Origin of the sequence: Streptomyces rugosispiralis, assembly GCF_024505145.1 — a bacterium.
Classification (GTDB): domain Bacteria; phylum Actinomycetota; class Actinomycetes; order Streptomycetales; family Streptomycetaceae; genus Streptomyces; species Streptomyces rugosispiralis.
This window is the reverse complement of sequence record NZ_JANIAA010000008.1, coordinates 238,209-251,670: the sequence shown is the minus strand read 5'-3', so window position 1 is coordinate 251,670 and position 13,462 is coordinate 238,209. Positions and strand designations below refer to the sequence as shown.

Below are 13,462 nucleotides of genomic sequence, written 5' to 3'. Positions count from 1 at the left end.
ACTCCGTCAGTTCTGTGCCTGGAGATTGTCGGCGTCTATCTCGTCATCGAGTTTTCGTAGCCCGGCGTCCAGATCGTGCACCTTGCCCGCCTCGACGCCGTAGGAGAAATCCTGCAGCGAGGTGACGTACTGACCGCCGTTGATCGAGGGCGGCAGGGCGGTGCTGTAGCGGTTCTGCGCGATATCGAGGAAGGCCCGGAAGGTGGGATCCGAGTCCAGCTTCGGGGAGGTGAGCGCCGCTTTGGTGGACGGCACATTGTGAATGGCGTTGGCGAAGGCGACCACCTGATCGGTGTTGGCGGTCAGGAACTTCACCAGCTCCCAGGCGGCGTTCTGATGGGTGCTGCTGTGCGCGATGCCGACCACCGTTCCGGTGAGATAGCCGCGGCCATAGGTCTCGGGCCGGTCGTCGGGCACGGGCAGCGGGGCGGTGCCCCATGTGAACTTCGCACCCTTCATGAAGAGCCCGCGCCATTCGCCGTCCATGTGCATCGCGAGCTTTCCGGTGAGAAAGGCGTTCTGCGACGACATCTCATCGCCGAAGGAGGTACGGAACGTCTCCAGCGGGCCATAGCCGCCCTGGCTCCGCATCAGCTCCCCGGTGGTGGCGTAGAACTCCTTGGCCGCCTTGCCCTTCGCCAGCCGCGCCTTGCCGTCCTTGCCGAAGTACGAGGGGCCCCACTGGGCGAGGAACCGGTCCGGGCTGTTCTGGTAGAGCCGGAAATTGGGCATGAAGCCCACCCGCTCATAGCCGCCGCTCTTGGTGCGCTTGGTCAGCTTGACGGCGTCGCGCCGCAGCTCGGACATGGTGCGGGGCGGCCGCTTGATACCCGCCTCGGCGAAGGCGTCCTTGTTGTAGTACATGCCGTACGCGTCGGCGAGCAGCGGGAGGGCGCACTGGTCGCCCTGGTAGCTCGTGTAGTCCAGCAGCGTTTTCGGGAAGACCTTTGCCTTGTCAAGACCGGTCTTCTTCATGAACGGATCGAGGTCCACCCACATACCGGAGGAGCAGTACTGCCCCACATTGTTGGTGGTGAAGGAGGAGACGACATCGGGGGCGTCGCCGCCGCCCGCCCGCAGCGCCTGGTTCACGGTGGCGTCGGTGACATTCCCGGTGGCCTTCACCTTGATATTGGGGTGGAGCTCCTCGAACCGGGCGATGCCGGCATCGATCGCCTTGACCTCGCTGTCCTCCGACCAGCCGTGCCAGAACTTCAGCGTGACGGGCTTGGTCGGATCGTCCTCGGCGCTGCCGGTACTGGGATTGGCGCAGCCCGTGAGGAGCAGGGCGCCGGCGCTCAGTGCTGCGGCGAGAGCGGCCAGTTTTCGTGCCATGGGGAGACTTCCTTTACTGCGGTGCGAGGGGACGGCAGGGGAAGCGGCGGTGAGGGGCGCCGGACAACGGACAACGGGGACAACGGGGAGAACGGGCGAAGGGGATATGCGGCCAGGGCCTGAGAAGGGACGGAGGGAAAAAGAGAAGGGACGTACGAGGTGGTGGAGGCGCCCGGTGACTCAGGCGTCGAACCGGGCGGTGTCGAAAACGGTCTGACGGGCATCGGCGACCGCCGTCCGCAGCGCGCCGATGAGAATCGGATCCCCCTCGATCTCACTGATCCGCAGTTGCGGCCGGGGCAGCGCGAGACCGGTCATCTCGGCCTCGACCAACTGCCGCAGCCGGTCCCCGCCGGCCTGCGCGACCTCACCCGAAAGGACGACCAGCTCCGGGTCGACCACGGCGACGACGGAAGCCAGCCCGGTGGCCAGCCGACGGGCCAGCTCGGTCAGCACCTCGTCACCCGGGCCGGGGGTGCGCAGCGCGGCGGCGAGTGCCTTGGTGGCCGTGGGCGCGTCGATCCCGTGGTCGCGGGCGAGTTCCACGACGGCGGGCGAGCCGACCAGCTTCTGGAACCCCCCACCCCCGTCCGGCCGGGCGGCGGCGTCCGGTCCGCCCCGGGCCAGCGGGGCGCCAGGCAGCGGCATATAGCCGATCTCCCCGGCCCCGCCGGTGGCACCCCGCAGCAGGGTGCCGTGGAGCACGATGGCCGCGCCGACCCCCTCGTCGGCCCAGACCAGCGCGAAGTCGTCGAAGTCCTGGGCGGTGCCGTGGTGCTGTTCGGCGATGGCGGCGAGGTTGACGTCGTTCTCGATGACGATCGGTGTGTGCAGCACCTCGGCCAGGTCGTCCCGCAGGGTGCGGGACTGCCAGCCGGGCAGATGCGGGGCGTAGCGCAGCGTCCCGGTGCGCGGGTCGAGCGCGCCGGGGGTGCCGATCACGGTGGAGTGCAGATCGTCCCGGCCGAGCCCGGCGGCGGCCAGTGCCCCGTCCACCGCCTCGGCGACCAGTTCCCCGGTCCGGTTGGTCACGCTCGCGTCGGTCGCCGGGGCCGTCACCCGGTGTTCTCCCACGACCTGACCGGTGATGTCGGCGACGGCTGCGGTGATGCCCTCCTGGTCCACGGCGAGCGCGGCCACATGGGCGGCGGCCGGATCGATCTCGTACAGCTGCGCGTTGGGCCCCGGCCGTCCGGTGACGTTCCCGGTGGTGCGGACCAGGCCGACGGACTCCAGGCGGGTCAGCAGCTGGGAGGCGGTGGGCTTGGACAGCCCGGTCAGCTCCCCGAGCCGGGTCCGGGTGAGCGGTCCATGGGCGGCCAGCAGCTCCAGTGCGGCGCGGTCGTTCATGGCGCGGAGGACGCGGGGGGTCCCGGGGGTGCCGCCCTGCGAATTGCTGCCGGGTGATGCGGCCATGGTGGTGCCCCCGTCTCACTCTGTTAAGAAAGTTTCCTATTGATGAATAGCAAGCTAGGGGGCGGACCGGGGCGGCGTCAATGGGTCATGGGCGGGCTTTCCTTGGCGGGTTCTTGGCGAAGAGATGGATCATCCATGTACCTGGCATGGACAAGACACCGTAAGAGTGGCCTCCGGTGGGGTGACTGTGATCGTCGGCCCCCACCGTCATGCGACGACTCGAATCGCAAGGGGGCTAGGTGAGATCTATATCTTCCCGGGAGCGCACAGCCCGCTCCAGAAAGCGCGCGGCCCTGGGGTTGGCGGCGGCGCTGCCGCTGGTGGCCGGTGCGCTGGCGCTCGGCATACCCACGGCCCAGGCCGACTCCGCACCGCACGGCCGTGACACCCTGAACGGCACCAAGCCCGCCTGGGCGACGGCACGTTCGGACCGCGGCGCGACCGATGACGGCAACAAGGTCACCGCGCGCGTCTATCTGGCCGGACGGGACGCCAAGGGGCTGGCCGACTACGCCAAGGCCGTGTCCGACCCCTCCTCGCCGCACTACGGAACGTTCCTGTCGGCCCGGCGGACCCAGGCACGTTTCGGACCGACACGGCAGCAGAAGGACGCCGTGACCGCCTGGTTGAAGGGCGCCGGGCTCGCCGTCACCGGCGGCAACCAGCACTATCTGTCGGTCACCGGCGAAGTGTCCGCCGCCGAGCGGGCGTTCGGCACCCAGCTGCACAACTACACCAAGGACGGCAAGGTCTACCGGGCGCCGTCGAACGCGGCCACCGTGCCCGCCTCGCTCCACGGCGCCGTGCTGACCGTCGTCGGCCTGGACAACGCGCCCAAGCGGGCCAAGCACGACGAGACCCTCCCGCCCCCCGGACCGGTCTTCAAGAACGCCGGGCCGTTCTCCTCCTACTACGGTTCCCGGACCGACCGGAGCCTGCCCTCGGCCTACGGCGCCAAGCAGCCGTACGCGATCAAGGGGTACACCGGCAAGGAGTTGCGCGCCGCCTATGGCGCCAAGAGCCGTAACACCGGTAAGGGCGTCACCGTGGCCATCACCGACGCCTTCGCCTCGCCCACCATCGCCGCGGACGCCGCCCAGTACGCCAAGCGCAACGGCGACCCGGGCTACCGCAAGGGCCAGTTGACGCAGGTGCTGCCGGCCGACTACCGGTACACCGAGGAGTGCGACGCCGGCGGCTGGTACGGCGAGGAGACCCTCGACGTCGAGGCGGTGCACGCGGTGGCGCCCGCGGCCGACATCGTCTATGTCGGCGGAGCCTCCTGCACCGACGACGATCTGCTCGACTCGCTCGCCAAGGTCGTCGACAACCGGCTGGCCGACATCGTCTCCAACTCCTGGGGCGATGTGGAGGCCAACGAGACGCCGGACGTGGCCGCCGCCTACGACCAGATCTTCCAGCAGGGCGCGGTCGAGGGCATCGGCTTCTACTTCTCCTCCGGTGACAACGGCGACAACGTGGCGTCCACCGGCACCAAGCAGGTCGACACCCCGGCCAATTCGGCGTGGGTGACGGCGGTCGGCGGCACCTCCCTGGCCGTCGGCAAGGGCGGGAAGTACCAGTGGGAGACCGGCTGGGGCACCACCAAGGCCACCCTCTCGGCCGACGGCACCAACTGGGGCGGACTGCCCGGCGCGTACACCTCCGGCGCCGGAGGCGGCACCAGCAAGACCGTCGCCCAGCCCTTCTACCAGCGCGGCGTGGTGCCGGACGCGCTCGCCCTGGCCAACGGCGGCACCGCCAAGCAGCGGGTGACCCCGGACGTCGCGGCCGTGGCCGACCCCAACACCGGCTTCCTGGTGGGCCAGACCCAGGCCTTCCCGGACGGGTCGCTCCAGTACGGCGAGTACCGCATCGGCGGCACCTCGCTGGCCGCGCCCGTGATCGCCGGTGTCCAGGCGCTCGCCCAGCAGGCGCGCGGTGGCCAGCCGATCGGTTTCGCCAACCCCTCGCTGTACGACCGGTACGGCACCGCCTCGTACCACGATGTGACCGACCACCCGCTGGGCGCCGGTGTCTCGCTGGGCGTGGTCCGGGTCGACTACGTCAACAGCCACGACGACACCGGCGGGCTGGTGACCTCGCTGCGCAGCCTCGGCCGGGACAGCTCGCTCCACGCGGTCGTGGGCTATGACGACGTGACCGGTGTGGGCACGCCGGCGGCCGGTTACCTCACCTCGTTCGGCGGACACCACCGCCGCTGAGCGGCCCGGCCCGGCTCCTTACGGTTCGCATGAGGCTCCCGTCCCTCCCCGGGGCGGGAGCCTCGTCATGTCCGCCGTGTCGTGTCCGCCGTGTCGTGTCCGCTGTGCCGAAGCCCGCCGCGGTCACTTCGCCGCGGGCGGCGGCACCGTCGCGGAGGGGGCGGCCGGACCGGTGCCGGGAGTGAGCGGACTGGCCGCCGCCGACTGCGGCGAGTCCGGGTTGGCCAGCGCCGACGGCGCCGCCGCGGCGGCGCTCGGGTCGCCGGCGTCGGTCTGGAGCTCCGGGTCCAGGGGCCGGCCGACGAGCTGGATGCCCGCCTCGTTCAGCGCCTTCTTGATCCGCCAGCGCAGCTCCCGCTCGACGCCGAGCGCCTTGCCGGGCATGGTCCGCGCGGACACCCGGACGATCATCGACTCCAGATAGACCGCGTCGAGCCCCAGGACCTCGATCGGCTCCCAGAGCCGCTCGTTCCACGGCTCCTCCTTGGCCATGTCCACACCGACCTGCGTGATCACGGCCCGGACCTGGTCCAGATCCTCCTCGGCCCGGACCTGGACGTCGAGCGCGGCCGTCGCCCAGCCCTGGCTGAGGTTGCCGATCCGCTTGACCTCGCCGTTGCGCACATACCAGATCTCACCGTTGTCCCCGCGCAGCTTGGTGACGCGCAGGCCGACCTCGATCACCTCGCCGGAGGCCACCCCGGCGTCGACCGAGTCGCCGACCCCGTACTGGTCCTCGAGGATCATGAAGACACCGGAGAGGAAGTCGGTGACCAGATTGCGGGCGCCGAAACCGATCGCCACACCCGCGACCCCGGCGCTGGCGAGCAGCGGCGCCAGATTGATCTGCAGTGCGGAGAGGATCATCAGCGCCGCGGTGCCCATGATCAGGAACGAGGCCACGGAGCGCAGCACCGAGCCGATCGCCGCGGACCGCTGGCGCCGTCGCTCCACATTGACCAGCAGTCCGCCGAGCGCGGTGCCGTCGACGGCCTGGGCCGTGCGGTTCATGCGGTCTATCAGCTTGGTGATCGCCCGCCGGACCACGGACCGGAGCACGAAGGCGATGATCAGGATCAGGGCTATGCGCAGCCCGATGCCGAGCCAGGTGGACCAGTTCTCCTCCACCCAGCCCGCGGCGTTCGTGGCGCTCTTCTGCGCATCGTCGAGAGTCGTGGGACGAGGCGTCGAGTCAGCGGCCAGAGCAGCGGACCAGAACACAGCAGAAACCCTTCGTATGCGACATGCCCGCACGGATCACCCGCGCGTGCAACCTCTCACACACTAGCCGGGCGCGAGGTGCGCCGTTCCTGTGTTCGAGAGCGCGCGAGCGCGGCCGGGGGGCGCATATGAGCGGGTCCGGAGGCGGCAATTCCATGTTCTGCCCCGGCCGGGGCCGTGCGGCGGCACCGGCCGGGGCGGGCCGTGATTCTTGCCACTTCGCGGTGGTATCCCGCTCCCTGCGCACCTCGTGCGCAAGGTGGCCGGAGGGCCGACAGGGCAGTGGTCAAGCGGTCGGTGTCGTCGCCGCGTACGGAGGGTATACGTGCGGTACGCGGAAATGCCTCTCAACCGTTAACCCGGTGATAGTGGCGTTCCGGCCAGGGTTCAGGGGAAACTGGGGGAGATCGTCCCGGCGCGAGCCACGCGCCGCCGGCGTACAAGGAGGCCCCCGTGCCGCATGTCCTGGTCCTCAACGCGTCGTACGAGCCCCTCGGCGTCGTACCGCTCCGCCGCGCGCTCGTACTCGTCCTCAATGACAAAGCCGTCAGCCTCGAGGACTCAGGCGCCCTGATGCACAGCGCGACCCGCGCGATCCCCGCACCCAGCGTCGTTCGGCTGAAGCGCTTTGTGCGGGTGCCCTTTCGCGGCCCCGTTCCGCTCACCCGCCGCGCCCTGTTCGCCCGCGACGGCGGCCGATGCGCCTATTGCGGTGGCGTCGCAACCAGCGTCGATCACGTCATCCCGCGCAGCCGTGGCGGGCAGCACACCTGGGAAAACGTGGTCGCCGCGTGCCGTCGCTGCAATCACGTCAAGGCCGACCGCCATGTCGCCGAGATCGGCTGGCGGCTGCGCCATCAACCCGCGCCGCCATCGGGGCTCGCGTGGCGGATCATCGGCACGGGCCATAGGGACCCGCGCTGGCTGCCATACCTGCAGGCATACGGCGCGGAAGACGCCATGGCCCGGATCGACGGCAAATCTGCCTGAGACCGGGCCATTACTGTGTCTGCCCGCGGGAGCCCCTGGGTCCTGTCCGGCGGATCTTCACGGACCCGTGAAGATCCGCCGGACAGGACCCAATCCTTCTGCGCCGCTCGCGAGCGTGCGTGCCACGCCCCGCGAGCCCAGATCACAACCCCAGACAGGCCCTAGTCCTTCCGCACCGCGTAGGCGGCGACCGACCAGAGGGAGTAGCCGAAGCGGGTGGCGCGCTCGACGCCCTGGACCCGGATGAACCGGGTGTCCGGGGCGTCCATGCCGATCGACTCCCGGCCGCCCTTCCCATGGGCGACCGTCGCCGCGTCCCGCCAGGTGCGGCCGTCCTTGGAGACCTGGACGCGGTAGCGGGAGGCGTACGCGTCCTGCCAGTTCAGCTCCAGGCGGCCGATCCGGGCCGGGTGGGCCAGCTCCAGCTGGAGCCAGGCGCCGTCCTCGGCCCGGGATGACCAGCGGGTGTCCGCCTTGCCGTCGATCGCGGCGGACGCCGGGAAATCGGCGGCCTCATCGCCGGACGAGGTCGCCTTCGTGCCCTTCGCCCGGGCCAGGTCCGGGCCGCCGGGACGTGGCAGCGCCCTTACGGTCAGCATGCGCTCCTCGGAGCCGAAGCGGACCGGGAGGGAGTAGCTGCCCGGCTTGGTGCCCTTGGCCACCGATATCTCCAGCCGGGCGGTCGCCGTACCGCCGCGCGGGGCCGTCACCCCGTCGGGGGCCCGGACCGTGATGCCGCGCGGCGCCTTCACCGTAAGGTCGCCGTTCACATCGCCGGGGCGGTGGGAGACCAGCTGGGCCTCGACCACGGCCGCGTCGCCGCCTATCTGCGCGTCCGCCGTCCTGTGGGACAGCGTGAGCCCGGCGTCCGGGGTGTCGCCGAACCAGGGCGTGATCTCGTGCACGGCCGGCGGGGTGGTGCCCTCCGGCCAGCTCAGCCGGATCGCGTCCGCCGACAGGTCCTTGTCCCCGTCCGCCGCCCTGACCTGGGTGAAGCCGCTGCCGGAGAGGGCGCCGATACGGCGCCAGCCCTCACCGGGGACATGCGCCTCGACGGTACCGGGTGCGGCGTCCCGGACCCGGGCGGTGAGCGCGGAGACCGAGGAGAGCGGACGGCTGCGGCCGAAGCGCACGGTGACCGGGCGGCCGGGCGAGGACACCTCGGTGGCCGCCTTACCGTCGGCCGCCGCGCGGTCCTCCTTGCCGGTCCGCAGCCCCAGCTTCGGGGTCCGGTCCACGCCCGACCAGGCGTCCGCCCGGATCAGGGCCTTGGCGAGGAAGGGGTCGAGGACGCCCTTGCCGACCGTGACCCGGCTGTCCCCGATCCTCTCGCGCAGCGCATCCACCGCGAGCTGGGCCTTCCAGGCCGCAGCCCCGTCGCCGCGCGCCTGGGCGGTGAGCATGTCCACGGCCCGCACCCCCGCGTCGCCGTACCGGCTCAGCTGGTCGAGCCAGGGCCGCACATCGTCGCCCAGCGTGCGGGCCAGCCGCTCGGGGGCGTCACGCATCGTCGTGAAGGCGCCGCGCAGCCGGTCGGCCGCGCGCTCCAGCCGCTCCACGTCCGTACCGCCCACGGCCGTCCAGAAGGCGTCGATGAGCGGGCGCAGATACGCGGACTCGTCCCCGCCGAGCACCGAGGAGGCGTCGTTCCCGGCCAGGGCGCGCAGGGCGGCGCGGGTCTTGGTGTCCGGCCCGGCGAGATCGTCGATGGCCGCCTGCCAGGACTCCTGGGGGCGGTAGCCGCGCGGGTTCCAGGCGAAGTCGGCGGCGGTGAACAGCGGGATCCGGGAGGCGGTCGGCTGCTCCATGGCGTTGGCCAGCAGCGCCGCGGACTGGGTGGCCACCGCCGGGTCGCGGCCGGTGTACGGGCCGAGGAAGATCCGGTCCTGCGCCCAGTCGTTGACCGGGTAGTTGTCCATGGTGACCAGGCGGTGGCCGAACGCCGACCGGGCACCGGCCAGCTCACCGCCGGTGATGGTCCTGGGCACCACCCCGACCCCGGTCCAGGCGACCTCCACGCGCTGGTCGAGCCCGCCGCCCAGCGCACGCCGGAACTCGGTGTCGCCGTCCTGGTAGTACTCGGTCGGCATCAGGGACAGCGGGGCCGAGCCGGGGTAGCGCTCGGCCAGATGCCGGGCGAGGGCGTTGGCCACCTTGGCCTGCGCGGTGGCGGCGGCCTCCGGGCCGGAGCCGAATTCGTCGGCGTCGGCGCCGCAGTGCCACTCGCTGTAGCTGACGTCCTGGAACTGCAGCTGGAAGGAGCGCACCCCGAGCGCCCACATGGCGTCGACCTTCCGCAGCAGCGCCTTGAGGTCCTTCGAGGACGAGAAGCACATCTCCTGGCCGGGGGAGACCGCCCAGCCGAGGGTCACATGGTTGGCTCGGGCGCGCGTGGCCAGCTCGCGGAACTCCTCGCGCCGCTCGGCCGGGTAGGGGTCGCGCCAGCGGGCCTGCCGGTAGGTGTCGTCGCCGGGCGCGTAGAGATAGCGGTTCTGCTTGGTGCGGCCCATGAAGTCGAGCTGGGCCAGCCGGTCGCGGTGCGACCACGGGGAGCCGTAGAACCCCTCCGTCATCCCCCTTGCGCCCGCCGCGGGCCAGTCGCGGACGGTCACCCCGGCGAGGGCGGAGCCCCGGCCCTCCCGCTTCACCAGCAGCTGGCGCAGGGTCTGGACGGCGTGGAAGAGCCCGTCCGGGCCGACGCCGGACAGCGCGACCGTGGGGTGCCCGTCCACCGGGCCCGTGGCCAGCAGATAGCCGCCGGAGGGGAGGTCGCCGCGCTCGGGGGCGCGCAGGGCGCGCAACGCGTTCGTCGCGCCCTTACCGCCGACATGCACCACCAGCCCGCGCGCCGGGGCCTTGCCACCGGGCGTGGCCTCGTTGACGGTGCGCACCCCCGCGTCGTGCAGCAGGCCGCGCAGCGCGTCCAGGGCGTACGGATCGGCGTCGCCGTCGGCTATGAGCGTGGCCTCGTCCCCCAGCGCCAGCTCCGCCCCCTGCGCCCGCAGCGACTGGGGGCGCGGCCATACGGGCGGTATGCCCTCGCTGCTGTCGCGCTCCGGTGTGGTGGCACCCGGGGCGCCGTGGTCCACCGGTGCCGCGGTGGCCGCCGGGGCACCGCCGAGCAGCCCCCCGATGACCGCGGCGGCCATGGCCGTCGCGCCCGCTGCCCTGGGCCTCTTCCCCCCGAACTGCACGGGCCTCTCCTCGATCCAGATAGCCGGTCCCCGTAGATATGGCGCCGATAGGCGAGAGCCCACCACCAGGCCGGTGAGGGTGTCAACGCGAACGACCGAAGTGTCGGCATTGCCGCGTGCGCCGCGCCTCGGGCGCCTGGCGCCGGGCCTCGGGCGGCCCGCGCCGGGCGCGGCACGCCCGGCGCAAGTCTGACGGATGAAGGGCGGTCCTGTTCGTAAACTCTGTGCCCCCGATCCCTTCCCGCCGTTAAATCGCCGCCCAGAGGGGATGTGACCTACAGCACGTCCGGGGGGCGTTTACGTCTGCGTCCGCCCGGAGTGGGTAGAGCTGGGAATGACCCACTGCCGACAACCCCACGGAGGTCCGTGTGGCCGCGTCAGCTCAACTCCTGCTTTCCGCTCTGTCCAAACCCGGCCCCGAGGCGTCCAGCGAACCGGATCCCTTCGACGGGGTCTCCGACCCCGACTGCGGACTGTGCGGCCTGGACGGCTTCGGGTCCGGAAGCGCCACCGAGGCGCCCCTCACCAGCGAGCCCCCGCTCTCCGACAACATTCCCCTGACCAGCGAGCCTCCGCTCGCCGCCGAACCTCCCCTGACGAGTGAGCCGACCGCCGTCCTTGCCGGCGCGGGCGCGGGCTGCGAGCCGATGGAGTACTGATGGGCAGAGCGCGGCTCGCCGAGCTGCACGGTGTCGCCACCTCCTACGAGCCCGCCCCGGGCCGCACCGTCCAGGTGCCCGAGGACACGGTCGTCGCCGTGCTCGCCGCGCTCGGCGTGGACGCCTCGACCCCCCGATCCGTACGCGAAGCGCTGGACCGGCATGACGGCCGACTGCGCGACCGGCTGCTGCCCCCCTGTGTGGTGGTGCGCCCCGGCAAGGCGCCCCGCCTGAGCCTGCCCGAGGGCACGGCGCTGCGGGTGCGCCCCGAGGACGGCGCACCGCACCCGCGGGGGCGGGCGGCCGCGCGGGCGTTACGGACCGGTGGCCCCCTGCCGAAGGGCACCCGCGAGGACGGCGCTCTCGCGGCCGGAGTTCGCACGGACGGCGTCCTCATGGAGGGCGTCCTTACGGAGGGCGCCATCGCCGATGGCCTCCTTACCGCGCTCGCCGCGCTGCCGCCCGGCGCCCACACCCTGCTCGCCGAGGCCCCTGACGGCCGCCGCGCCACCGCCTCCCTCATCGTGGCCCCCGACCGGATGCCGTTGTCCCCGGTCCGCAGCCACGGCTTCCTGGTGCAGCTCTACTCGCTGCTCTCCGCGCGTTCCTGGGGCATGGGCGACCTCGGCGACCTGGCCGATCTGGCCGCCTGGTCCGGGCGGGCGCTCGGCGCCGGCTTCGTCCAGATCAACCCGCTGCACGCCGCCGTGCCCGGCACCCCGGCCGCGCCCACCGACCCCTCGCCGTACCGCCCGTCCTCGCGGCGCTTCCCCGACCCGGTCCATCTGCGGATCGAGGACGTGCCCGAATACGCGCATCTGCGCGGCCGCGCCCGTGCGCGGGCCGATCAGCTGCTGGAGGCCGCCGCCGCCCTCCGTACGGCCGTCCTGCGCGAGGGCGCCCTCATCGACCGGGACGCCGTCTGGGCCCTCAAGCGCGAGGCGCTGGAGCTGGTGCGGACGGTCCCGCTCAGCCCCGGCCGCCGCGCCGCCTACTGCGACTTCCTCGCCGAGCGCGGCCAGGCCCTGGAGGACCACGCCCTGTGGTGCGCGCTCGCCGAGACCCACGGCCCCGAATGGCGCGCCTGGCCCGACGGCCTGGCCGACCCGGGCTCGGCGGGCACCGCACGGGCGCGGGCCGAGCACCTGGACCGCACCGACTTCCACTGCTGGCTGGCCTGGCTCACCGACGCCCAGCTGGCCGCCGCCCAGCGCGCCGCGCGCGAGGCGGGCATGGGCATCGGCCTCGTCCATGACCTGGCGGTCGGGGTCCATCCCTCGGGCGCCGACGCCTGGGCGCTCCAGGACGTCTTCGCCTCCGGCATGTCGATCGGCGCGCCCCCGGACGCCTTCAACTCCCGGGGCCAGGACTGGGGCCTGCCGCCGTGGCGCCCGGACGCCCTCGCGGCCACCGGCTACGCCCCCTACCGCGAGCTGCTGAGTGGCCTCTTACGGCACGCGGGCGCGCTCCGCATCGACCATGTGATGGGCCTCTTCCGGCTGTGGTGGGTGCCGGAGGGACGGGAGCCGGCCGAGGGCTGTTACGTCCGCTACGACGCGGAGGCGATGCTCGGCGCGCTCGCCCTGGAGGCGCACCGGGCCGGGGCGGTCGTCATAGGGGAGGACCTGGGGACGGTCGAGCCCGGTGTGCGGGAGGAGCTGGAGCGGCGGGGGGTGCTGGGCACCTCGGTGATGTGGTTCGAGCGGAACTACGACGGGGCGGGCGCGGCCCGGCCGCTGGCGCCGGAGGAGTGGCGGGCGGACTGCCTGGCCACCGTGACGACCCACGATCTGCCGAGTACGGCCGCCCGGCTCACCGGCGAACATGTCGAGCTCCGCCACCGGCTGGGCCTGCTGAGCCGCCCCCTCGCCGAGGAGCGGGCGGCGGACGCGGTCGAGGTCGCCGAGTGGCTGGGGCTGCTGGGGCGGCTCGGGCTGCTGCCGGAGGGGCCGGGCGACGAGGAGGCGGCGGTCAAGGCGGTCCACCGCTTTCTGCTGCGCACCCCGGCGAAGATGGTGGGCGTCTGGCTGCCGGACGCGGTGGGGGACCGCAGACCGCAGAATCTGCCGGGCACGTGGGATCAGTACCCCAACTGGCGACTGCCGATCGCCGACGCCGAGGGGCGCCCGATGTCCCTGGAGGAGCTGGTCGCCTCGCCCCGGCTGCGCACGCTGATGGACGAGGTGGCCCGGCTCGCGCCTCGTCCTTCCGGTGCGCCCGTCGCGTAGCCGCTCGCTCCGGGGGCCCGTCGGATCGTGACGCCTGCGGCGGGCTGTTCCCCTCCCCGCCCCTTCCCGTAACCGGGGCTCCGCCCCGGACCCCGGAGCCCCTGGCAGCGGGGCGGGGAGGGGCGGGGGAGGCCTCCCGTACCGGCCGTCGGCCAGGCGGTGTCCGTGCCGTTCCCAGGCGGTGTCCGTGCCGT

At 72.5% G+C, this 13,462-nt stretch carries 8 protein-coding genes; 4 read left to right on the top strand and 4 right to left on the bottom strand.

Annotated features, from left to right (window positions below; translation table 11 throughout):
• Positions 1-6 precede the first annotated feature (6 nt).
• Together NP777_RS16305 and NP777_RS16300 are read right to left on the bottom strand one after the other, a co-directional pair.
• Positions 7-1,335 (bottom strand): ABC transporter substrate-binding protein, encoded by a 1,329-nt coding sequence (locus NP777_RS16305; protein WP_256650855.1) that lies wholly within the window; start codon positions 1,333-1,335, stop codon positions 7-9.
• A 180-nt stretch (positions 1,336-1,515) separates the two neighbouring features.
• The gene (locus tag NP777_RS16300) at positions 1,516-2,751 is read right to left on the bottom strand and encodes an ROK family transcriptional regulator (RefSeq protein WP_256650854.1); all 1,236 of its coding nucleotides are present in this window, start codon (positions 2,749-2,751) and stop codon (positions 1,516-1,518) included.
• Between the two features lie 239 nt (positions 2,752-2,990).
• Here NP777_RS16300 and NP777_RS16295 point away from each other — a divergent pair, with 239 nt between their 5' ends.
• Positions 2,991-4,976 (top strand): S53 family peptidase, encoded by a 1,986-nt coding sequence (locus NP777_RS16295; RefSeq protein ID WP_256650853.1) that lies wholly within the window; start codon positions 2,991-2,993, stop codon positions 4,974-4,976.
• Positions 4,977-5,099: 123 nt separating this feature from the next.
• On the opposite strand, the gene NP777_RS16290 is transcribed toward NP777_RS16295, so the two are convergent.
• On the bottom strand, positions 5,100-6,197 hold the full coding sequence (locus NP777_RS16290; protein WP_256650852.1) for a mechanosensitive ion channel family protein: 1,098 nt from the start codon (positions 6,195-6,197) through the stop codon (positions 5,100-5,102).
• Positions 6,198-6,650: 453 nt separating this feature from the next.
• On the opposite strand from NP777_RS16290, the gene NP777_RS16285 reads away from it, so the two are divergent.
• Positions 6,651-7,187: an HNH endonuclease gene (locus NP777_RS16285; protein WP_256650851.1), complete on the top strand. Its 537-nt coding sequence runs from the start codon at positions 6,651-6,653 to the stop codon at positions 7,185-7,187.
• Positions 7,188-7,348: 161 nt separating this feature from the next.
• Here NP777_RS16285 and NP777_RS16280 read toward each other — a convergent pair whose 3' ends face one another.
• Positions 7,349-10,336, bottom strand: a complete 2,988-nt coding sequence (locus tag NP777_RS16280; RefSeq protein WP_256650913.1) for a beta-N-acetylglucosaminidase domain-containing protein — start codon at positions 10,334-10,336, stop codon at positions 7,349-7,351.
• Between the two features lie 413 nt (positions 10,337-10,749).
• On the opposite strand from NP777_RS16280, the gene NP777_RS16275 reads away from it, so the two are divergent.
• Complete coding sequence (locus NP777_RS16275) at positions 10,750-11,040, top strand: hypothetical protein (protein ID WP_256650850.1); 291 nt, start codon at positions 10,750-10,752, stop codon at positions 11,038-11,040.
• Positions 11,040-13,268 carry a 4-alpha-glucanotransferase gene (malQ, locus tag NP777_RS16270; RefSeq protein ID WP_256650849.1) on the top strand — a complete coding sequence of 743 codons (2,229 nt, stop codon included), beginning with the start codon at positions 11,040-11,042 and terminating at the stop codon, positions 13,266-13,268. Before NP777_RS16275 ends, malQ begins: the two co-directional genes overlap by 1 nt.
• Positions 13,269-13,462: the final 194 nt, after the last annotated feature.